Origin of the sequence: Pedobacter sp. (genome assembly GCF_035566355.1) — a bacterium.
GTDB lineage: Bacteria > Bacteroidota > Bacteroidia > Sphingobacteriales > Sphingobacteriaceae > Pedobacter.
This window is the reverse complement of record NZ_DATMRL010000618.1, coordinates 1-22,302: the sequence shown is the minus strand read 5'-3', so window position 1 is coordinate 22,302 and position 22,302 is coordinate 1. Positions and strand designations below refer to the sequence as shown.

General features: G+C 40.7%; 16 protein-coding genes. 13 read left to right on the top strand and 3 right to left on the bottom strand.

The features are described 5' to 3' along the window. Positions 1-261 (bottom strand): OsmC family protein (locus tag VNZ46_RS24275; RefSeq protein WP_414693529.1); only part of this gene is annotated, 261 nt, incomplete at its 3' end. 298 nt (positions 262-559) lie between these two features. On the opposite strand from VNZ46_RS24275, the gene rpsA reads away from it, so the two are divergent. Beyond that, positions 560-2,494 (top strand): 30S ribosomal protein S1, encoded by a 1,935-nt coding sequence (rpsA, locus tag VNZ46_RS24270; RefSeq protein ID WP_133784566.1) that lies wholly within the window; start codon positions 560-562, stop codon positions 2,492-2,494. 82 nt (positions 2,495-2,576) lie between these two features. Further along, positions 2,577-4,184: a beta-N-acetylhexosaminidase gene (locus VNZ46_RS24265; RefSeq protein WP_325563450.1), complete on the top strand. Its 1,608-nt coding sequence runs from the start codon at positions 2,577-2,579 to the stop codon at positions 4,182-4,184. Here VNZ46_RS24265 and VNZ46_RS24260 read toward each other — a convergent pair whose 3' ends face one another. Further along, a complete protein-coding gene (locus VNZ46_RS24260; RefSeq protein ID WP_325563448.1) occupies positions 4,185-4,580 on the bottom strand; it encodes a thiol-disulfide oxidoreductase DCC family protein in 396 nt (131 codons plus the stop codon). A 120-nt stretch (positions 4,581-4,700) separates the two neighbouring features. Here VNZ46_RS24260 and pyrR point away from each other — a divergent pair, with 120 nt between their 5' ends. The 11 genes from pyrR to VNZ46_RS24205 all read left to right on the top strand — a co-directional run bounded on the left by pyrR (position 4,701) and on the right by VNZ46_RS24205 (position 20,925). Then, a complete protein-coding gene (gene pyrR, locus VNZ46_RS24255) occupies positions 4,701-5,249 on the top strand; it encodes a bifunctional pyr operon transcriptional regulator/uracil phosphoribosyltransferase PyrR (RefSeq protein WP_325563446.1) in 549 nt (182 codons plus the stop codon). Between the two features lie 2 nt (positions 5,250-5,251). Continuing rightward, positions 5,252-6,184, top strand: a complete 933-nt coding sequence (locus VNZ46_RS24250) for an aspartate carbamoyltransferase catalytic subunit (protein WP_199233750.1) — start codon at positions 5,252-5,254, stop codon at positions 6,182-6,184. A gap of 131 nt (positions 6,185-6,315) precedes the next feature. Next, positions 6,316-9,333: a tetratricopeptide repeat protein gene (locus VNZ46_RS24245; RefSeq protein ID WP_325563442.1), complete on the top strand. Its 3,018-nt coding sequence runs from the start codon at positions 6,316-6,318 to the stop codon at positions 9,331-9,333. Between the two features lie 10 nt (positions 9,334-9,343). Continuing rightward, positions 9,344-11,050 (top strand): TonB-dependent receptor, encoded by a 1,707-nt coding sequence (locus VNZ46_RS24240; protein ID WP_325563440.1) that lies wholly within the window; start codon positions 9,344-9,346, stop codon positions 11,048-11,050. Positions 11,051-11,104: 54 nt separating this feature from the next. After that, positions 11,105-12,415: a hypothetical protein gene (locus tag VNZ46_RS24235; RefSeq protein WP_325563438.1), complete on the top strand. Its 1,311-nt coding sequence runs from the start codon at positions 11,105-11,107 to the stop codon at positions 12,413-12,415. A gap of 1 nt (position 12,416) precedes the next feature. Further along, positions 12,417-13,127 (top strand): MotA/TolQ/ExbB proton channel family protein, encoded by a 711-nt coding sequence (locus VNZ46_RS24230; protein ID WP_316834584.1) that lies wholly within the window; start codon positions 12,417-12,419, stop codon positions 13,125-13,127. Further along, on the top strand, positions 13,127-13,528 hold the full coding sequence (locus VNZ46_RS24225) for an ExbD/TolR family protein (protein ID WP_108550295.1): 402 nt from the start codon (positions 13,127-13,129) through the stop codon (positions 13,526-13,528). The genes VNZ46_RS24230 and VNZ46_RS24225 overlap by 1 nt, the downstream gene beginning before the upstream one ends. Next, a complete protein-coding gene (locus VNZ46_RS24220; protein ID WP_325563433.1) occupies positions 13,528-14,346 on the top strand; it encodes an energy transducer TonB in 819 nt (272 codons plus the stop codon). The genes VNZ46_RS24225 and VNZ46_RS24220 overlap by 1 nt, the downstream gene beginning before the upstream one ends. Before the next feature lie 21 nt (positions 14,347-14,367). Beyond that, positions 14,368-15,654: a folylpolyglutamate synthase/dihydrofolate synthase family protein gene (locus tag VNZ46_RS24215; RefSeq protein WP_325563431.1), complete on the top strand. Its 1,287-nt coding sequence runs from the start codon at positions 14,368-14,370 to the stop codon at positions 15,652-15,654. A gap of 130 nt (positions 15,655-15,784) precedes the next feature. Then, entirely contained in the window at positions 15,785-17,461 is a 1,677-nt protein-coding gene (gene pafA, locus VNZ46_RS24210; RefSeq protein WP_325563429.1) for an alkaline phosphatase PafA, read from the top strand. A 71-nt stretch (positions 17,462-17,532) separates the two neighbouring features. Next, positions 17,533-20,925: a methylmalonyl-CoA mutase family protein gene (locus VNZ46_RS24205; protein WP_325563427.1), complete on the top strand. Its 3,393-nt coding sequence runs from the start codon at positions 17,533-17,535 to the stop codon at positions 20,923-20,925. Between the two features lie 70 nt (positions 20,926-20,995). Here the strand turns inward: VNZ46_RS24205 and VNZ46_RS24200 are convergent, their stop codons facing one another. Continuing rightward, the gene (locus tag VNZ46_RS24200) at positions 20,996-21,976 is read right to left on the bottom strand and encodes an acyl-ACP desaturase (RefSeq protein WP_199079297.1); all 981 of its coding nucleotides are present in this window, start codon (positions 21,974-21,976) and stop codon (positions 20,996-20,998) included. Positions 21,977-22,302 lie beyond the last annotated feature (326 nt).

Below are 22,302 nucleotides of genomic sequence, written 5' to 3'. Positions count from 1 at the left end.
ATCCAATACAATGATATCATTCTGGGAACACAGATGGAGGTACCAGAGCATATGACACGAAGATAATGATGAAACCAGCAGGTCTTCGGGATTGTGTTTGGTCTTGTCTCCCATAAATGCAGAGTCTGACGAGCCATGAATGTCATTTTTATGTTCAATAGAAATCACATAGCTTCTGTCATAAGAACGGTAGTCCATCGTTCCTGATCCTTTATTACCTGTCCATACAAGGTTCGTTTGATATTCGTGCGTCTTAGCCATAACTGATCTCTTTATTCTTAATATTTAGTTGCCTCCAATTTAAGATTCTCCCCCCTCTTTTCCCAATTTTTCGCATTAATTTTCGCTCATCCGGGTTAAAGATTGCCTGGCCGCATTTGAGCAGATCGGCAGGATACAAGACCTTCTACTACGATTTTCAGGAGTAGTGAGCGAGATTTGGGATATAAAATACATACAAGCAGTTCAAAATCAACAACATTTATAAAAAAATAATTTTCAATAATAGATTATTTTGTATCTTTGCAGTCCCTAACGGGAAAAGGAGATTAAATTTTTAATGGCAAAAAAACAAGTAGCAGAAAAAGAACTAGAGGCTAAAAAAGCCGAATTGCAAGGTGCAGACGCACGTCTGACTGAGAAAGAAACCATTGAGTCAGAAGCTGATTCAGTGTCGATCGAGCAGATCAAATCATCATTAGCTACCCCAGATCAAGACTTTGATTGGGATGCAGACGACAAAGTTTTCGGAAAATATTCTGACGAGGACCGTAAAAAGTTCGAGGATATGTATACCGATACTTTCAATCAAATCAACCAAGGTGAAATCATCAGCGGTATTGTTGTGTCTATCAACAATAAAGATGTAGTATTGAACGTAGGATTTAAATCTGACGGTCTTGTATCTACTTCTGAGTTCCGTGATACACCGGACCTTAAAATTGGCGACAAAGTTGACGTTTTCGTTGAAGCACCTGAAGATGCAAATGGCCAGTTAATCTTATCTCGTAAAAGAGCTAAAACCCAAAGATCATGGGAGTCTATCAATGAGGCTCTTGAAAACGACAGAATCATCAACGGATTTGTTAAAAGCCGTACAAAAGGTGGTCTTATCGTTGACATCATGGGTGTTGAAGCTTTCTTACCTGGTTCTCAAATTGACATTAAACCTATCCGCGATTACGATGTATACGTGGGTAAAACAATGGAATTCAAAGTTGTTAAGATCAACCACGAGTTTAAAAACGTAGTTGTATCTCATAAAATCTTAATCGAAGACGACTTAGAAAGCCAAAAAGTTGAAATCGTTTCTAAACTTGAAAAAGGTCAGGTATTGGAAGGAACTGTTAAAAACATTACTGACTTCGGTGTATTCATTGACTTAGGTGGTGTTGACGGTTTACTACACATTACTGATATTTCCTGGGGCCGCATAGAGCATCCAAAAGAAGTATTGAGCTTAGACGAGAAAATCAACGTTGTTGTTCTTGACTTCGATGATGAGAAAAAACGTATTGCTTTAGGTTTAAAACAATTGACTCCTCACCCTTGGGAATCTTTAGATGCTAACTTAGCTGTTGGTTCTAAAGTTAAAGGTAAAATTGTTACTGTAGCTGATTACGGTGCTTTCTTAGAAATCATCCCGGGAGTAGAAGGTTTGATCCACGTGTCAGAAATGTCATGGTCTCAAAACTTACGCAGCCCTCAGGAATTCCTGAAAGTTGGTGATGAAATCGAAGCTGAAGTTTTAACTTTAGACAGAGACGAGCGCAAAATGAGCTTGGGTATTAAACAATTAACTCAAGATCCTTGGCAAAATGTTGCAGAGAGATATCCTATCGGAAGCAAACATACTGCAGTAGTTAAAAACATGACTAACTTCGGTGTATTTGTTGAAATTGAAGAAGGTATTGATGGATTAATCCACATCTCTGATCTTTCATGGTCTAAAAAAGTAAACCACCCTAACGAATTCACTAAAGTTGGTGATACATTAGATGTTGTTGTTCTTGAATTAGACGTAGAAAGCCGCAAATTAAGCTTAGGTCACAAACAATTAGAAGAAAACCCTTGGGATACTTTCGAAACTATCTTCACGATGGATTCAATCCACCAGGGAACTGTGGTTAAAGTAACTGATAAAGGTGCTGTTATTGCTTTACCTTATGGTGTTGAAGGTTTCGTACCTACAAAACATATGGCTAAAGAAGATGGTTCTGTAATCAAAGCTGAAGAAACTAATGATTTCAAAATCATCGAGTTTAACAAAGATGCTAAACGTATCGTTGTTTCTCATGCCCGTATCTGGGAAGAGGCTAAAGCTGAAGCTGTTGCAGAAGAAAGAGCGACTAAGAAAAAAGAAGCTAAAGCATCTAGCAGTGCAGTGAAAAAAGTTAAAGATTCTGTTGAGAAATCAACATTAGGCGACTTAGGTGTACTTGCTCAATTAAAAGAGCAAATGGAAGGTGAAGAAAGCAAAAACAAAGCTAAATAGTCTTTAAAGCCTATATATAAAAAGCATCCCTTAACCGGGATGCTTTTTTTTTGCTATTTTGGGGGATCAAAACAAATCTATCATGAAGATCCTCTGTACTTTTATACTTAGCCTGTTCTTATATCAGGCCAGCCAGGCACAACTTCCAAACCTGATTCCTCTACCTGTAAGCGTAAAAGCAGGTACCCCGGAAAATAACTTTTCTTTAACCAGCCGCACGTCCATTTTAATCAGTGATACTGCTCTGAATAAGTCATCAGCCTATTTAACCGGCTTTCTTCAAAAGTATTATACTATTTCCCCCACTACGGCGCCGTATTCAGCTCATGAAAACAAGACCAATGTGATCAATCTCATCAGAACGGCAAGTGTTAGCCCGAATCAGGATCAATATACTTTATCTGTCTTAAAAGATCGTGTGACCATTTCCGCCTCAACAGATGAAGGCATTTTTTATGGTGTGCAAACACTGATCCAGCTACTGCCCCTCAACACAGACAATGCGCTCTCTATTCCATCTGTAGAAATCATAGATTATCCGAGATTCAGCTACAGAGGTATGCACCTTGATGTCAGCCGGCACTTTTTTGACGTGACCTTTGTAAAACAGTACATTGATTATCTCGCCCTGCATAAAATGAACTACTTCCACTGGCATTTGACCGACGATCATGGCTGGAGGATCGAAATCAAAAAATATCCACGTCTTACTGAAGTGGGCGCCTGGCGGGACGGATCTATTATTGGTCTGTATCCGGGAACCGGAAATGATCATATCAGATATGGTGGTTTCTATACCCAGGAGCAGATCAAAGATGTGATCAAATACGCCCGGGAACGTTACATCACCATTATACCTGAAATCGAAATGCCAGCGCACAGTATGGCCGTTCTCGCAGCCTATCCTGAACTTGGAACTGAACCCTCTAAAAAGTACGAGGTGGCCCAGACCTGGGGAATCTTTAACAAATTCAATAATGTACTGCAGCCTACCGAACAAACCTTTAGCTTCCTGGAAGATGTACTTACAGAAGTTATGCAGCTTTTCCCCTCTCCTTATATTCATATTGGCGGCGATGAGGGTTCGAAGATCTGGTGGAAACAATCTGCACTTTCGCAGAAAATCATGAAGGACAATAAATTGAAAGACGAAAGTGCATTACAAAGTTATATCATACACCGAATAGAAAAATTTGTAAACAGTAAAGGGAAAAATATTATTGGATGGGATGAGATATTGGATGGTGGACTGGCACCTAATGCGATTGTAATGAGTTGGAGAGGAGAAAAAGGTGGGATAGCAGCAGCCAAACAACAACATAAGGTGATCATGACTCCGGAAAACATGATGTATTTTAACCACAGCCAGTTCCTTAAGGACGACTCACTTACTGCAGCAAAATATTTACCCCTGGATGTTGTTTATAATTATGAGCCTGTCGCAAAAGAACTTTCTCCAGCTGAAGGAAAATTTGTCTGGGGAGGCCAGGGCAACTTATGGTCTGAATACATCACCAATCCAGCGAAAGTGAACTACATGCTTTTCCCAAGATTAGATGCCCTGAGTGAGGTACTATGGAGCCCAAAAGAAAGCAGAAATTTCACTGATTTCCAACGACGCTTGAAGACCCAGTTTAAACGCTACGATTTGATGAACATCAATTACAGTAAACGATACCTGGATCAGTAGTTATAAAAATTTTGCTTTAAGTTCTGGGGAAGGTACCATACAAGTTTCCGATCGTCCCCAGATCTTGTAACGATATTTAGATATCGTTTTATAAACAGCATCTCTTATAAAAGCTGGAATGATGATCAGTCCATAGCACATAGGCCATAAACCGCTGAGTTGCCTTGTAATCCTCAAAGCTGCTGTAGAACGGGTATAAAGCTTGCCATTTTCAAGCAGAAGAATCGTATTTGAATCTAAAGGGCTAATTCTAAATTCCATTAAGTGCTGTTTTGCATGCTCATTCTGTAAAGCAGAAAACACAAAATAATTTTTAACATCTCTCTTGATCACAAATTGTACAGAGGCATTACACAAATTACAAACTCCATCAAAAAAAATTATTGCCCGCTCCATCCTCAAAGTTAAGCTTTTAGCATGGAACCGACAGTCAAAACCATATCAATTCACAATTAAATTAAAAAAGCAATTACAGATTTCAATTCGATTTTCTATATTTGCCTAATCCTTTAGTCAATGCAAAAACGAACCCTGCTAGACGGAAAAAAATTCCAGATCACAATTAAGCGACTTTGTCATCAGCTAATTGAGAATCATACTGATTTTTCAAATACTGTTCTAATTGGAATACAGCCAAGAGGCAGTTATTTCGCCGACCGAGTTAAACAAGAACTTTCCGAAATTCTCCAGACTTCTTCTATCAAGAAGGGTAATCTCGATATTACCTTCTTCAGAGATGATTTCAGACGAAAAGACGGCATCGTTTCGGCCAACAGCAACACTATAGACTTTATTATTGAAAACCAGAACGTGATCTTAATTGATGACGTGCTTTGGACCGGCCGTACCATTCGCGCTGCGCTGGATGCGCTTCAAGCTTATGGACGACCCGCAAAAGTAGAACTTATGGTGCTTATCGACAGAAGGTTTTCCAGACACGTCCCTATCGAACCCGATTATATTGGTCAACAGGTAGACAGTCTGGACTCGCAGCTGGTTAAAGTAAGCTGGAAAGAGACAGAAGGTGAAGACAAAGTAATTTTATTATCAGAAAGACATAAATAGAAATGGCAGCAGACAAATTATCAACCCGACATCTTTTAGGCATTAAAGATATTAACCGGAATGATATTGAATTGATTTTCGAAACTGCAGACAATTTCAAAGATGTCATCAACAGGCCGATCAAACGGGTACCTTCGCTGCGCGATATCACCATAGCAAACATCTTTTTCGAAAACTCCACCCGGACTAAACTCTCCTTTGAGCTTGCCGAAAAAAGGCTATCTGCCGATGTGGTTAATTTTGCTGCTTCTTCCTCTTCTGTAAGCAAGGGGGAAACGCTGATTGATACTGTAAACAACATTCTGGCAATGAAAGTGGACATGGTGGTGATGAGACACCCCTATGCTGGTGCCGGAGTATTTCTGAGCAAACACATCAACGCTCAAATCGTAAACGCAGGAGATGGTGCACATGAGCACCCTACTCAGGCCTTATTAGATGCGTTCTCCATTCGTCAGAAATTGGGGGATGTTGCTGGCAAAAAGGTAGTGATCGTTGGAGATATTTTGCATTCCAGAGTGGCCATTTCCAATATTTTGTGCCTTCAAAAATTAGGTGCGGAAGTCATGGTTTGCGGACCGACTACCCTCATTCCTAAATTCATGAGTAGCCTTGGGGTAAAAATTGAACACGACCTGAGAAAAGCCCTCAACTGGTGCGATGTGGCGAACATGCTGCGCATCCAGCTGGAAAGACAAGACATCAAATATTTTCCTTCATTAAGAGAATATGCCATGATGTATGGTCTGAATAAACAGATTCTGGACAGCCTGGATAAAGAAATTATTGTAATGCACCCAGGCCCGATCAACAGAGGTGTGGAGATCACCAGCGACGTGGCAGACAGCAAACAATCTATTATTCTGGAACAAGTAGAAAATGGAGTAGCGGTAAGAATGGCGGTACTTTATCTCCTTGCTTCTCAACGGGATTAAACTCCTTTTAAGCTTTTTTATACCAATTTTAACAAGTTTACGTTAAACTGTGTTATCAACACATGTTAATTTCTAATGTTAATAAGCAGCTATAGTATATTTATATTAGCAGCAACCATATTTGAAACCCGATGCAGAAAAAATACCTTTTTATACCGCTTTTATTAGCAGGAAACTTCACCGCAGGCTATGCCCAGTTCGGTCCTTTAGTGAACCTCAATAAAAATTACCAAAGTGGGTTAGAGTTACTTGACAATGAGAAATATGTAGCAGCAGCACAGCAATTTAAACTGGTAGAACAGTCCAGATTAAAACCAGCTGCACAGCAGGAAAGCAATGCAGAACTCACGTTGTTAAAAGAAAATGCTAAATTCTATGCCGCTGTTTGCGCCCTGGAACTGGGCAATGCCGATGCAGAAAACCTATTTCAGAGTTTTATTAAAGATTATCCTCTGAATCCAAATACAAAGCTTGCTTATTTTCATGTTGGCAAGTCCTATTTTGCGCAGAAAAACTATCAGAAAGCGCTGGAATGGTTTGAAAAAACTGATCCTTCTACCCTTTCTCAGAAACAGCGTGTAGAATACCAGTTCAAACAAGCCTACTCCTATTTTGAACTGAATAACCTTGAAAAAGCAGAGCCTCTTTTTGAAGCGGTTAAAAAAGAAGAATCTCCTTATAAAGAGAGTGCCATCTATTATTTTGCTTATATCAATTACATCAATAAGGAATACAAAACTGCTCTGGCTAATTTTGAAAAGTTAAAGGGTTCACCTACTTATCAGGCCAGTTATCCTTATTACATTACCTCTATGTATTATCTTGATGAGCGCTATGATGATGTAATCAGCTACGCCATTCCGGTTTTACAGACTTCACAACAACAGTATGAAGCTGAAATGCTGAGCCTGATTGCGGCTTCTTATTTCGCAAAATCTGACTATAAAAATGCAGAGAAATACTTTGCTGATTATTATGCAAAAGACAAATCCGGAACGGTAAACAATTTATTCCTTTACCAGTACGGTTATTCCTTATTCCAGCTAAAAAAATATAAGGAGTCGGTTGCAGTACTTGAAAAATTAAACAATGATGATGTTTATCTGCAAAGTGGTATGCATACCCTTGGACGTGCCTTCCTGGAGCTGAAAAACAAAGAAAAAGCAAGAAGTGCGTTTTTCAGGGCATCAAGGCTTGATTTCGATAAATTCATACAGGAAGATGCCTGGATCAATTATGCGAAACTGAGTTATGAACTGGAATTCAATCAGCAGGCACTGGAAGCGACTCAAAATTTCTTAAAACAGTTTCCAAGTTCTAAGAAGATCAATGAGGCCAAAACCTTATTGGGAGAAATCTTATTGAGCAGCAAGAACTACCAGGCTGCCATAGACATCCTGGAACCTATTTCCAACAAATCGCCAGAAGCTAAAGAAGCCTACCAGAAAGTGACTTACTTCAGAGGTTTGGAATTCTACAATGAACGTGCATTTCCGAATGCATTATCCATGTTCCTGCGCTCAGCGAAATTCCCTGAAGATCCGGAAATTCTTGCTTTAAGTACTTACTGGAGAGCAGAAGCAGCTTATGAGCTGCGTAAATTCGGTGAAGCCGTTAAAACATTTGAAGCTTTTCTGGCTATGCCTGACGCGGACAAAACTAAGGTCTACAATTTTGCAAACTACGCCCTGGCCTACGCTGCCTTTGAAGATGAAAAATATTCTAAAGCAGCCAATTATTTTGAGCGCTTTTTAAATGGAAATGACAAAGACGAAAAAACAGTTAACGATGCAACCATCAGACTGGCCGACTCGTATTTTGTTAATAAAAGCTATGATAATGCTTTGGTAAATTACAATAAGATCATCAGCCGTAAAACAACCGGAGAAGACTATGCTTTGTTCCAGAGAGGAATGATCCAGGGCCTGGAAGGTCAGGATGATGCCAAGATCGGAACAATGCAGGACCTGCTCAAACAATTCCCGGGTTCCAACTATGCTGATGACGCTGGTTTTGAAATGGCTTATACCTATTTCAATAAAGGTGATCTGGATAAATCCAAAACAGATTTAACCGGTTTGATCAGCAAATACCCACACAGCAGTTATGTACCACGCGCTTTGGTAACTATTGGTCTGGTACAATACAACCAGGATCAGGATGATGCGGCCCTGGAGAGCTTCAAAAAAGTCATTAACGAATATGGCAGTAGCGAAGAAGCTAAACAATCCTTAGAATCCATTAAAAACATCTATATGGACAAGGGAGATGCAAATGGCTTCATTGCTTATGCGAACACCACTCCTATTGGAAATTATACCGTTGCAGACCAGGACAATATTGTCTTCCAGGCCGCCAATAACCGTTACCTGAAAGGTGATTTCCAGGGCGCGTTCGAAGCCATCAATGCTTACTTCGACAAGTATCCTAAAGCCATCCACGACAAAGAGGCTAAATTTATCCGTGCAGAGTCCCTTGTGAAATTAAACAGAGGTGATGAAGCCGTTCCGGATTATGAATACATTCTGAATGACTGGACCAGCGATTACACAGAACGTTCACTGGTGAGTATTTCTGAACTTTTCTTAAAACAGAAAAAATACAATGAAGCTATCGTTTACCTAAAAAGACTGGAAACCTCTGCCGATTACAAAGTACATTACAACTATGCATTAAACAATCTGTTAAAAGCTTATGCAGCCTTAAACATGCCTGATGATGTGATTAAATATGTGCAGTTGATCAAAGAGTCTGATAAAGCTTCTGAGGAAGAAAAAAACAGTTCAGATTTGTATGCTGGTAAGGCTTATCTGTTGAAAGCAGATACCACTATGGCCATCAAATCTTTGAGCAGTGTGGTCAGCAAAACCAAAACCCTGGCTGCCGCTGAAGCAAAATATACATTAGCTGCGCTTCAATATGCCAAACGTGATTACAAGACATCTCAAAAAACATGCTTTGATCTGATCAACAATATGCCTTCTTATGACTATTGGGTAGCAAAAGCATTTATCCTGTTATCGGATAATTATCTTGCGCTTAAAGACAAGCTACAGGCAAAAAGTACGCTCCTAAGTATTATTGACAATTACGATGGCAAGGATGATATCGTTCCTACAGCCAAAGCGAAACTAGAAAAAATTAAATAAGCGACCAGACATGAGATTCAGCAAATTACTATATACAACAGCCCTTTTTATTACTGCAGGAACTTTTAGTCTGCAGGCCCAGGATACCAAGACAACGGAGAAGAAAAAAGACGACAAGACCATTGCAGAAGAAATTGAAGTGGTAAGGCCGTACAAACCTGTTTTGGCAGAAGCCGTAAAATTAAGACGGAGCCCGGACTTAAACGATGTTAAAACTTATAAAGCAAAGTTCAATTATGGTTTAACAGACCGTAAACTGGAACTCAATTCTGATATCAATAAACTACAGGCACAACAACTGGCAGATGAGCGTAAAGCCGAACTGGTGAATAATTACCTTAAAGCTGGTTTTGGTAGTGCTTCTACCAGTATGGCAGAGGCCTATATCAATCTTGGCGGAGACGAGGCCCTGCAAGCAGGCGGTTTTTTCAGACATTTCGCACAATCAGGCAAGTTAAATGAGCAAAAATTTAACCAACAGGAACTCAGTGTTTTTGGAAGAAGCATTCTTGATCAGGTTACCCTGAGCGGCAGATTGAATTATCAGAGAAATGGCCTGGCTTTTTACGGACAGGATCCAAATAATTCCTTTCAAAACCTGAGCCCGGAAAAACAATCTTTTAATTTCTTCGAAGCAGAAGGTGAAGTAGCCAGTAAATATACAACCGACGAAAATGCATTAAGTTATGCTGCAAAAATAAACGGCTATATCTGGGGCGATAAGTTTAATGCAAAAGAAAACTCTGTCGTTTTAAATGGTTACCTGAACAAACGCATCAGCAGTTTCAACCTTGGCTTGGCTACCTCTATTGAACTGGGCAAAACCCAGGATCTTTTGGTCAGCGTAGGCAATAATATTTTCAAATTGAACCCTTACATCCGCTTACAGACCAATGGTATCAAGATCAATGCAGGAATTAACTTTGTACAGGAATTTGGAGCCTTCTCTGAAACCAGGATCTTTCCTGCAGTAACTGCAGACTTTACCCTGATTCCAGATTATCTGCAAATTTTCGGAGAGTTAAAAGGGGATGTTAACCGTACTTCTTTGAAACAGTTAACCGACGAAAACCCGTTCTTAAACAGCAATATTGAAATTCAGAATTCCGTAGAAAAATTAAGTTTTGCCGCTGGGATCAAAGGCACAGGTGGCCCGGGATTTGGATACAAAGTGAAAGTATACCACAAAGAAATTTCACAAATGCCTTTGTTTGTAAACAACTTCGCTACACCTTACAAATACGATGTAATCTATGACTTTGGGAATATGAAACTTCTGGGGCTGGAAGGTGAAATTTCTGTACAGGTTAGCAACAGCTTAAAATGGACAGGTAAAGTAAATCTGGAAAATTACAAACCTGCTGCTGAATCGGAAAGCTGGTTTAAACCTCAGCTCAGGGTAAGCTCTAACTTATTGTATAACTTTAATGATAAGTTGAGCTTTAATGCAGCAGTAGCCATTCAAGATGACAGCAAGGCCAAAATTTATACTGCGCAACCTGCTGTCCCTTATGTAATCCCTGACCGTGATATAGAAAGCACAGTAAATGTAAAAGGTTTTGTAGACCTGGATGTTGGTGCTGGTTACAAGATCAACAACAAGTTCTCTGTTTTTGCAAAAGCAAACAACTTGCTGAACAATACAACCAATGGCAGATTCCTGTATTATCAGCCAATTGGTGTCAATGTCTTCGGCGGCTTGACCTATTCTTTCTAGCCGGTTTTCAATTAATAATTGGTTGATAAAGAATTAAAATTTATTTTTACCAGAATGGATATATTATTGTACTTAGCAGAACTCCTTCAAACCCATAAAGAGGTTGGTCTTCCGGAACTGGGAACTTTCTTCAAAAAGAAGTCTCCCGGACGGTATGATGCTGAGTTACATTCTTTTTTGCCACCCAGTTATGTATTGCTTTTTAAGCAGGAAGTAACTGAGGAGGCATTATTATCCGAGTATATCAGTAAAGAGCATCGCATATCCTTAGACGCCTCACATCATTACCGTGACCAGTTCATTTCAAAACTGAAGCAAGAGCTGGAGCAAAATGGAGAAACCGATTTAAGTTCTTTAGGTAAATTATATAAATCTGCTGAGGGGATCCGGTTTGAAGCCGATCCTAAGGCCAATCTGGGTTTTGATTTTTATGGACTTCCCCAGGTTAAAGAAGTTGAAAAACTGACAACATCTGAACCTCTTACTGCTCTTGAAGAGGTCATAGTAGAAAATACGGCAGAAGAGGAAAATCCTGGGAATTTGCCGGAAGAAGTGATCTACCATGAGGATAGAGAAATTGCAAAAGCAGAAGAAGAAAGACATGTCGAAACTACAACTTCCACACCTGTAGTTCCGGTTCAAGAAGAGCCTGAAGAACAGGTTCATGAAGAAATTGCGGAGGCACCTGTTGCGCCTGAGCAGATTATACCCGCTCCTGCTCCTGAAGTACAACTACCTCCGGTTCAAACTCCACCATTCTATAAAGAACCAGATGTCCTCCCGGAAGAACCCCGACGAGGAACTCCAGTTTACCTTAAAGTCATATTGGGTGTATTGATTGCCCTGATCGCTTTAATGGTTGCTTTCCTGCTTCAGCCACAATGGTTTGATGCCCTGACGGGTAATAAGATGACTCCCGAACAAAAGAGCGTACCGCAAAGCAATATTAAAACTGATGTTAAAGATAGTCTGAGCACTAAAGCAGATGCTCTCACCCCTTCTGATTCCGTCAAAAAAGACACGCTAAAAACAACCACGAAAACAGCTCCTGTTAAGGAAATCCCAGCTAAAGTAACCACTGCTGTACCTGTAACTCCCCCGGCCGTCCAAGCTGAAGGCACCACTTACGAAGTTATAGGTTCTTCTGTATATGGAGAAAAAGCTGCTCAGGATTTTATAGCTTATATGAAAAGACAGTGGGGCATAGATGCCAAAATTGTAGACCAGAGACCCGGAAAGAAAATAAAGATCAGTATTGCTTCGTTTAAAGAGGAGACCACTGCCCGTGCAGAGCGCAAAAGATTAGAAGAGAAAATAAAGATCTCCGGATTATACATTTATACCGACACACACAAATCAAAATAATATGATCACATTGCTACAGGGGGCCAGTGATACTGCGAACCAAATGATTGATACCGCTAACGCTGTAAAACAAGCCGTAACGACCGCACCACCGGAACTTCATTTTATTGACCTTTTATTTAAAGGGGGCTGGGTAATGATCCCACTTGCACTCCTTGCTTTTTTAGGATTGGTTATTTTTACCGAAAGGTACCTGACCATCAGAAAATCCTCTAAAACAGAAACTAACCTTATGCTCCAGATCAGACAGTACATTCATGACGGAAGGCTGGAGAATGCTATAGCGCTTTGCCGCAACACCAACTCTCCTCTTGGACGAATGCTGGAAAAAGGCCTGAAACGTATCGGACGTCCGATTAAAGATATTGAAGCTGCCATTGAAAACGTAGGTAAACTGGAAGTTTCCAAACTCGAAAAAAATATTGGTATTCTAGGTATCATTGCAGGTATCGCACCTATGCTTGGATTCGTTGGAACGATCATTGGGGTAATTACCATTTTCCATGATGTATCCATCAAGGGTGCCATTGAAATTGGAACCATTTCCGGTGGTCTGTATACAAAGATGATTACCTCTGCAACAGGTCTGATCATTGGTATCATCGCTTACGTGTTGTACCATATCCTGAACATGATGGTAGAAAGAATCATCCTGAGAATGGAAACTGACGCAATCGAGTTTATTGATTTATTAGAAGAACCAGGGAAATAATGAATCTGCGTAAAAGAAAAAAAGGCACAGTTGAAGTGCATACTTCTGCACTTAACGACATTATGTTCTTTCTGCTGTTGTTTTTTCTGCTAGCATCTGCAGTAGTTAATCCAAAGGTTGTGAAGCTTTTGCTGCCCAGATCTGAATCCGGACAGCAATCTAATGCACAAAAAACAATCACCGTTTCTATTGACGATAAACTAAATTATTTTGTAGAGAAACAAAAGGTAACTTTGGAAACACTTAAACCAGCTGTAGAAGCTTATCAAAAAGCTTCCCCTGATTTAACCATTGTACTTTATGTAGCAAGAGGGGTTTCCATAGAAAACACCATGCAGGTTTTTGATGTTGCAAATCAGTTAAAACTTAAGGTAGTATTGGCTGTTGAACCTAAAAAGTAATGACATACAATAAAGAAGAAAATAATTATCCAAAGGCATTGGCCATATCCACCGGGATCATGGCTGTGTTGCTGCTTCTAAGCTTTTTCATTGTGATAGGTTCTTTTAAACCTGTGGAAGAAGCTGGAATGGGTGGTATGGTTGTGAATTACGGTACCTCAGTTACGGGTATGGGATCTGATTACACCAGTACTGAAGAACCTTCTGCAGATCCTAATGCCAATAAAAAAGTCCCGGACAAAGTGGTTCCGGAAAAACCAACCATTGAACAACCCGTTACACAAACGAGCGAAAAGGAAGTGGTTACCCAAAACACCGAAGAGTCTGTAAATATCCATACCAAGAAAACAAAAACGACCGCTCCACCTACAGCAACAGTAGAAGACAAAAAGCCGGCAAAACCAACCATCAATCAAAATGCCTTGTACAAAGGTAAAGCCAACAAAGGAACTGGTCAGGGTGACGGAACCGGAGATACTCCGGGCAACCAGGGTAGTGTAAATGGCGATCCGCTGAGCAATAAATACGGCGAAGGCGGTTCTGGTTTTGGAGAGACACCTATTGCGCTGAGAAGGTTCACCAATTTAGTTACCCCTCATGACGACGGACAAAAGACAGGAAAGATTGCTGTCCGGATTTCTATCAACAGGGATGGAGTAGTAGTGAATGCTGTCCCAGGTGTTAAAGGCACAACCTTGAATGACCGTGACCTGTGGCAGAAATGTAAGGAAGCCGTGATGGGGGCCCGTTTAAACCAATCTGATAATGCACCGGATCTGCAGATCGGTGTTGTAGTTTTCAACTTCAAAGTAAAATAGCCCATTCCAATTGCTTTTGTGATGACCTACCCGCAAACCCTGGATTATCTGTACAGTAAACTCCCGATGTTTACCCGTATTGGAGCAGTCGCTTTCAAAAAAGACCTTCACAACACACTGGCCATGTGCCAGGAGCTGGGAAATCCTCAGCATAAATTCAAGACCATCCATGTTGCCGGAACAAACGGTAAGGGATCTACTTCACATATGCTTGCTGCCATACTTCAACAAGCGGGTTATAAAACAGGTTTGTATACCTCCCCTCATTTGAAAGATTTCAGAGAGCGGATCCGGGTGAACGGAAAAATGGTTTCAAAACGCTTTGTAACCAATTTCGTTGCGCAACAACAGGCCATTATAGAATCCTTGCAGCCTTCTTTTTTTGAAGTTACAGTAGCCATGGCCTTCTCTTGTTTCGCAGAAGAAAAAGTAGATATTGCTATTATTGAAGTCGGTTTAGGCGGAAGACTGGATTCCACCAATATCATCACTCCGGAAGTATCTGTGATCACGAATATCAGCCTCGATCACACCAATATGCTAGGCAATACTTTAAAAGAAATTGCTTTTGAGAAAGCTGGGATTATAAAACCTGGAATTCCTGCAGTGATCGGAGAACATCATCCGGAAACAGATCCGGTATTTATTCAAAAAGCAACGGAAACCGGGAGTCCGCTCTTTTTCGCAGAAGATGAGTTGACACTTGCTTCCACAAGAAATAGTAAGGCCTACCTGATCACTTCGATACTCAACCCCAGCGGCATTTTACACAAAGATCTTCAGCTCGACCTGACCGGAACTTATCAGTTAAAAAACATCCTCACTGTTATACAAACTGTACAGCTTTTAAAAAAGCTCCATTATGCCATCTCAGACGAGGCCCTCTTTAAGGCCCTCAGAAATGTCAAGAAGATTACCGGTCTTCAGGGCAGGTGGCAAATTCTTAGTCATTCTCCACTCATTATTGCTGATACAGGGCATAACATTGCCGGCATCACAGAAGTGCTTCAAAACATCCGTAATACGTCACACCAACAACTCCACATGGTTATCGGTATGGTCAAAGACAAGGACATTAATGGTGTATTGTCTCTCCTGCCAAAAGACGCGGTCTATTACTTCACTCAACCAGATCTGGAAAGGGCACTGCCTGCCGAAGAGCTGGCTTCACAAGGTGAGCAACATGAGCTTAAGGGCAAAACCTTTAAAATCATAAAGGATGCTTTAAACACTGCAAAAGCTGCTGCCCTTCCAGGCGACCTGATTTTTGTAGGCGGAAGTACCTTTGTTGTTGCTGAAGTTATATAATTTCTTTACAATTGCTTAATGAACGACTTCAAAAGGAAGTTATTACATTTGCCTGCTAATTCATTCAACTGCAAATCCGGCCTAACCAATCTCATATAAAACAGGCCTGATTAAAAGAAATTAAGTACTAATGAAACAAACATTCCTAAAATTTTCTGCCTTACTCCTGTTGTGCACCCCCGTATTGGCGCAACACAAAACGGCCAAAAAAGCTTTACCCACTACGATCGCCAGCTACCCTGCTGCTATTAACCGCCCTAAACTCGTTGTTGGTCTGGTTATAGATCAAATGAGATGGGATTATCTCTACAGGTACTATGAAAGATATGGCTCTGGAGGATTCAAAAGATTAATTAATGAAGGTTTCTCCGCAGAAAACACTTTTATTCCTTATTTGCCTACCTATACCGCTTGCGGGCATTCCAGTGTGTACACAGGATCCGTCCCTGCAATTAACGGTATCATTGGAAACAACTGGTACGATCCGGAATTAGGCAGAGATGTATATTGTACAGAAGATAAGGACGTAAAAACCGTTGGCAGCAGTTCAAATGCAGGAGAAATGTCTCCAAAAAACCTACTGTCCAATACCATTACCGATGAGCTCCGGCTTTCTACAAATTTCAGAAGTAAAGTAATTGGTATCTCCTTAAAAGACCGTGGCTCTATCCTGCCTGCCGGACATTCTGCTAATGCAGCCTACTGGTACGATGGTGTTTCCGGCAACTGGATCACCAGTACCTATTACATGCAGGAACTTCCTTCCTGGGTTTCCAATTATAATCAACAGAGAAAACCAGATACTTACTACGCTAAAGACTGGAACACTTTATATCCAATCAACACGTATGTACAAAGTTCAGGAGACGATAAGTCTTACGAAGGTTTATATAAAGGTGAAGACAAGACCACTTTCCCACATGTCCTGAAAAACTCCGTCGGTAAAGATTACGATCTGATCAGAAGCACGCCTTACGGCAACACCATGACGCTTGATCTGGCTAAAAAAGCTATTGCTGCTGAAAACCTCGGAAAAAATACAGTCACAGACTTCCTTGCAGTAAGTTGTTCTTCTACAGACTATGTTGGCCACCAGTTTGGACCTAATTCTATTGAAGCTGAAGATACTTACCTAAGGTTAGATAAAGATCTGGCAGATTTCTTCACTTACCTGGATCAAACCGTAGGTAAAGGTAACTATCTGTTTTTCCTTACTGCAGATCATGGTGCTGCCCATGTCCCTGGCTTTCTGGAAGAGCACAAATTACCTGGAGGGATTTTAAGCAACAGACAACTGGCAAAAGAGCTGAATACCGAAATTGAAAAAGAATTCAAGTTAAAAAACAGTGTACTGATCGTTATGAATAACGAAGTGATCTTTGATCACCAGCTGATCAGCGATAACAAAGCAGATTTTGAAAAGATTAAAGCTTTGACCATTAACCACCTCAAACATCAGAAAGGTATTATGGATGCTGTCGATTTAACTAAAATCAGCAATGCCACCCTACCTGAAGAGTTAAAAAGAAGACTGTCCAACGGTTATAATGCCAGAAGAAGTGGTGAAATTTACTTTGTTTCCAAACCAAACTGGTTTGACGGTGGAAACACCGGCACCACCCACGGCGCCTGGTACCCTTACGATGCGCATATCCCATTGGTATTTATGGGCTGGAAAGTAAAAGCCGGTAAAACCAATAAAACCCATTATATGACAGATATTGCCTCTACCCTTGCGGCAATGCTGCACATTCAAATGCCAAACGGAAGTGTAGGCGAGCCCATCACAGAGCTCACTCATCAATAAATAAGAAAGCCGCATATAACCTGCGGCTTTCTTATTTTTAGTACCTTTGTTCACCAAGTATAATCCAATCTATGGAACACATTCAGATCTATAAACCTAAAAATAAAATACGTTTTGTAACTGCCGCTGCCCTGTTTGACGGACATGATGCGACCATCAATATTATGCGCCGCATTCTTCAATCTTCGGGCGCAGAGGTCATCCACCTTGGACATAACCGTTCTGTTGACGAAGTGGTAAACTGTGCCATTCAGGAAGATGTTCAGGGTATTGCCATGACTTCCTATCAAGGAGGTCATATGGAATATTTCAAGTACATGCATGACCTGCTTAAAGAAAGAGGCGCACCGCATATCAAAATATTTGGAGGTGGTGGCGGAGTTATTCTCCCTTCCGAAATTCAGGAACTTCAGGAGTATGGGATTACCAGGATCTACTCACCAGATGATGGAAGGAAAATGGGTTTGCAAGGGATGATCAACAACATGCTGGAACAAACTGACTATGTAACGACAACTTCAATTAACGGAGAACTAAAGAAAATACCCCACAAAGAAGTAAAAAGCATCGCAGCAGCCATAACCGTTGCAGAAAATGACCCGGAAGGTGCACAAGTCTTTGTGAATGAATTAAAAAAACTCACCAAAGCCAATCATGCCCCTGTTCTGGGTATCACAGGAACGGGTGGCTCCGGAAAGTCTTCTCTTGTAGACGAACTGGTCAGGAGGTTTCTGATCGAAGTCAAGGATAAAACCATGGCCATCATTTCCGTAGACCCCTCTAAAAGAAAAACCGGAGGCGCCTTACTTGGTGACCGGATCCGGATGAATGCCATCAATAATCCAAGGATCTATATGCGTTCCCTGGCCACCCGGCAAGCCAATCTGGCCTTGTCCAAAAATGTTCAGGAAAGTATTGACATCTGCAAGGCGGCAGGCTATGATCTCATCATTGTGGAAACATCTGGTATTGGACAATCGGATACCGAGATTACCGAACATTGCGACGTTTCTCTGTATGTAATGACACCGGAATTTGGAGCAGCCTCCCAACTGGAGAAAATAGACATGCTTGATTTTGCAGATCTGGTTGCTATTAATAAATTTGATAAACGTGGTGCACTTGACGCCCTCAGGGATGTACGCAAACAATATAAACGCAACCATAATCTTTTCGATGCCAAGGATGAAACCATACCCGCTTATGGTACCATGGCCTCTCAGTTCAACGACCCAGGAATGAACAATTTATTCACTTCTTTAATGGAAAAAATTAAAGAAAAAACGGGAGTTGACTTTAAAGCTCAGATGATCCTTACAGCAGAACAATCTGAAAAGATCTATATCATTCCTCCCGACCGGATCAGGTATCTTGCTGAAATTGCAGAGGCGAGCCAAAGCTATAATGAATGGGTTGATCAGCAAAGTACCATTGCACGGAAACTTTACCAGTTGCAAGGGGTTTTAAGCCTTTCTAAAGAAAGCAATACTTCAAAAGCTCCAACAATTAACGCAGATACTCATAAAGCTCTGGAAGAGGTTTATAGCCATTTAGAGGAGCAACTGGATGGACAATGCAGAAGATTACTGAGAGAATGGCCGGAAACCAAACTCAAGTACAAAGCTGAAAACTTCATTTATAAAGTACGCGATAAAGAAATTAAACAGCCATTATTCTATGAATCTTTATCCAAATTAAAAATACCAAAGGTATCACTACCAAGATATGAAGATTGGGGAGATATCTTGCGCTGGCTGCTCACCGAAAATGTACCTGGTGAATTCCCTTATGCTGCTGGTGTTTTCCCACTTAAGCGTGACGGTGAAGACCCAACAAGAATGTTTGCAGGAGAGGGCGGACCCGAAAGGACAAACAAACGTTTTCATTATGTCTCCTTAGGACAACCTGCACACCGTCTATCTACCGCATTTGATTCCGTAACCTTATATGGAGAAGACCCACATATACGTCCGGATATTTATGGGAAAATTGGAAATTCGGGGGTAAGCATTGCTACGCTCGATGATGCTAAAAAGCTATATTCTGGTTTTGACTTATGTGCACCCTCCACATCCGTTTCTATGACCATCAATGGCCCGGCACCAATGTTATTGGGCTTCTTTATGAATGCCGCCATTGATCAGCAGTGTGAAAAATACATCGTTGAGCATGGGCTCGAAGAAGAAACTGAACAAAAAATTGCCGCCATATACCAGCAAAAAGGGATTGCAAGACCTACCTACAACGGAACATTACCTGCAGGAAACAGTGGATTGGGACTGATGTTACTTGGGGTCACCGGTGATCAGGTTCTGCCTGCAGATGTCTATTCAAAGATTAAGGCCCATGCCATCAGCACCGTAAGGGGCACTGTCCAGGCAGATATATTAAAAGAAGACCAGGCTCAAAACACCTGTATCTTTTCTACAGAATTTGCCTTACGTATGATGGGCGATATTCAAAAATATTTCATAGAAGAAAAGGTCAGAAACTTTTATTCCGTATCTATATCCGGCTATCATATTGCAGAAGCAGGTGCAAATCCAATTTCACAGCTGGCCTTTACCCTAAGCAACGGATTCACCTTTGTAGAATACTATTTAAGCAGAGGCATGCATATTGATGATTTCGCCCCTAACCTTTCTTTCTTCTTTTCTAATGGTATAGATCCCGAATATTCCGTTATAGGTCGTGTAGCCAGGCGGATCTGGGCCAAAGCGATCAAAAACAAATACAAAGGTAATGACCGTTCACAAAAACTAAAATACCATATTCAAACCTCCGGCCGTTCGCTGCATGCGCAGGAGATTGATTTTAATGACATCAGGACTACCTTGCAGGCCCTCTATGCGATCTATGACAATTGCAACTCTCTTCATACCAACGCTTACGACGAAGCGATTACAACACCTACAGAGGAGTCTGTAAGACGGGCCATGGCTATACAACTCATCATCAACAGGGAACTCGGACTCGCCAAGAATGAAAATCCCTTACAGGGTGCCTTCATTATCGAAGACCTTACTGATCTTGTTGAAGAGGCTGTATTGCAGGAATTCAAAAGAATTAACGACAGAGGCGGGGTACTTGGTGCCATGGAGACCATGTATCAGCGCGGCAAGATACAAGAAGAGAGCCTTTATTACGAAACCCTTAAACATACAGGTGAATATCCTATAGTAGGTGTAAATACTTTCCTGAACAAAAATGGGTCCCCAACGATTGTACCTGGTGAAGTGATCCGCGCCACGGAAGAAGAGAAACAATACCAGATCACTGCATTAAAAGCTTTCCAAGACAGGAATTCATCTCTTACTGAACAGATGTTGGCCCAATTGCAAAAATCGGCTATAGAAGGTAAAAACATCTTTGAGGAGCTGATGGAAGTATGTAAGATATGCTCGCTTGGGCAAATTTCAAATGCACTCTACCAGGTTGGCGGGCAATACAGAAGAAATATGTAATCAACCTCCTATTTTTATAAAAGAAAAGGCCTGAATAAAATTCAGGCCTTTTCTTTTATAAAAAATTCTATTACGAGTGTATCCAGCTAAATTTATAATCCATTGTTGGATTCTTCATTCTTTCTGCAATACGTAATAATCTATTTGGTAAAGCCATAATATAATCACGTGCTTTCTCACCTGCCTCGTTCAGATCCCGCATACCTTCCAGCTTCCATTCCTCAATAAGTTGCTGCATGATTTCTACATAGTCAATAGCAGTATATACGCCTAAACGTTGAGCCGCATCTGTAAAATGGCCAAAAGTCTGTCCGATCTTCAAGCCCATCTCTCTCAGGAAGTGAGCAGGCATTACAATCTTCTTGCGCATCATATCTTCAAAGGCAATCATTGCTTCATTCTGATCCACCTCAAATATTTTGCTCATAAAATCTTTATAAGCTTTCGCATGCCTCGCTTCGTCAGATGCAATTACACCGCACATTTTAGACAGTAATGTATCACCATCCTTTTTAGCAAGGGAAGCTACTCTTCTGTGAGATATATTTGTAGCCAATTCCTGAAAACTGGTATAAATGAAGTTTCTGTATGGATCATGTCCTGTACCGATATCAAAGCCATCTGCAATCAGATACTGAGTGGAAATTTCCATTTGCCTCATGTCCACCCGACCAGACAAATAAAGGTATTTATTTAAAAGATCCCCATGACGGTTCTCTTCTGCGGTCCAATGGCGTGTCCATTTCATCCAGCCCCCATGTTCACTCTTATTCACCCCTTCAACCATAGTCAACCAGGATTCGTAAGTAGGCAAAGCCTCCTCTGTAATGGTATCACCAATAAGAACAGCTACAAGATCATAGGAAAGATCTTTTGCATTTTCTCTTAAGGATTTTATATCTTGAAAGAATGTGTCACTCGTAGAGTCTGGTAAAAAATCAGATGGCTGCCAATTCGTATCAATTGGTTTAAGATAGGTATGCATCACATCGAGCATATAGCCTTCAATATGGAGCATCACTTCTCTTCTTTTCTCTGCGAAAAAACTCATTGTTTTGTGTGTTTAAATTAATTGCAAAGATAACCAAAAAAATCGCATAAAATCTGACATGCATCATTTTATTATTCATTCCAAATTACGTTCCCTGCTCAGGCTAGTCAAATTTTTCAAAAAACAGGGTTAAGCACATATAATCAGAATAAAAAAGAATCAAGCCCTTTCTGAAAATTAAAATATAAGCAGTTGGATTTATCCGTAAAAAAGGTCTATAAACAAGAAAAGCCTGTAGTATGTACTACAGGCTTTCTTTAAGATTTGGCACCGACCTACTCTCCCACGTGTTACCGCAGTACCATCGGCTCTGGTGGGCTTAACTT

What these genes read in the sequence shown, in the direction of transcription:
- rpsA (WP_133784566.1), top strand. Translation starts at nt 560, where the DNA reads ATGGCAAAAAAACAAGTAGCAGAAAAAGAACTAGAGGCTAAAAAAGCC.
- VNZ46_RS24265 (WP_325563450.1), top strand. Translation starts at nt 2,577, where the DNA reads ATGAAGATCCTCTGTACTTTTATACTTAGCCTGTTCTTATATCAGGCC.
- VNZ46_RS24260 (WP_325563448.1), bottom strand. Translation starts at nt 4,580, where the DNA reads ATGGAGCGGGCAATAATTTTTTTTGATGGAGTTTGTAATTTGTGTAAT.
- pyrR (WP_325563446.1), top strand. Translation starts at nt 4,701, where the DNA reads ATGCAAAAACGAACCCTGCTAGACGGAAAAAAATTCCAGATCACAATT.
- VNZ46_RS24250 (WP_199233750.1), top strand. Translation starts at nt 5,252, where the DNA reads ATGGCAGCAGACAAATTATCAACCCGACATCTTTTAGGCATTAAAGAT.
- VNZ46_RS24245 (WP_325563442.1), top strand. Translation starts at nt 6,316, where the DNA reads ATGCAGAAAAAATACCTTTTTATACCGCTTTTATTAGCAGGAAACTTC.
- VNZ46_RS24240 (WP_325563440.1), top strand. Translation starts at nt 9,344, where the DNA reads ATGAGATTCAGCAAATTACTATATACAACAGCCCTTTTTATTACTGCA.
- VNZ46_RS24235 (WP_325563438.1), top strand. Translation starts at nt 11,105, where the DNA reads ATGGATATATTATTGTACTTAGCAGAACTCCTTCAAACCCATAAAGAG.
- VNZ46_RS24230 (WP_316834584.1), top strand. Translation starts at nt 12,417, where the DNA reads ATGATCACATTGCTACAGGGGGCCAGTGATACTGCGAACCAAATGATT.
- VNZ46_RS24225 (WP_108550295.1), top strand. Translation starts at nt 13,127, where the DNA reads ATGAATCTGCGTAAAAGAAAAAAAGGCACAGTTGAAGTGCATACTTCT.
- VNZ46_RS24220 (WP_325563433.1), top strand. Translation starts at nt 13,528, where the DNA reads ATGACATACAATAAAGAAGAAAATAATTATCCAAAGGCATTGGCCATA.
- VNZ46_RS24215 (WP_325563431.1), top strand. Translation starts at nt 14,368, where the DNA reads ATGACCTACCCGCAAACCCTGGATTATCTGTACAGTAAACTCCCGATG.
- pafA (WP_325563429.1), top strand. Translation starts at nt 15,785, where the DNA reads ATGAAACAAACATTCCTAAAATTTTCTGCCTTACTCCTGTTGTGCACC.
- VNZ46_RS24205 (WP_325563427.1), top strand. Translation starts at nt 17,533, where the DNA reads ATGGAACACATTCAGATCTATAAACCTAAAAATAAAATACGTTTTGTA.
- VNZ46_RS24200 (WP_199079297.1), bottom strand. Translation starts at nt 21,976, where the DNA reads ATGAGTTTTTTCGCAGAGAAAAGAAGAGAAGTGATGCTCCATATTGAA.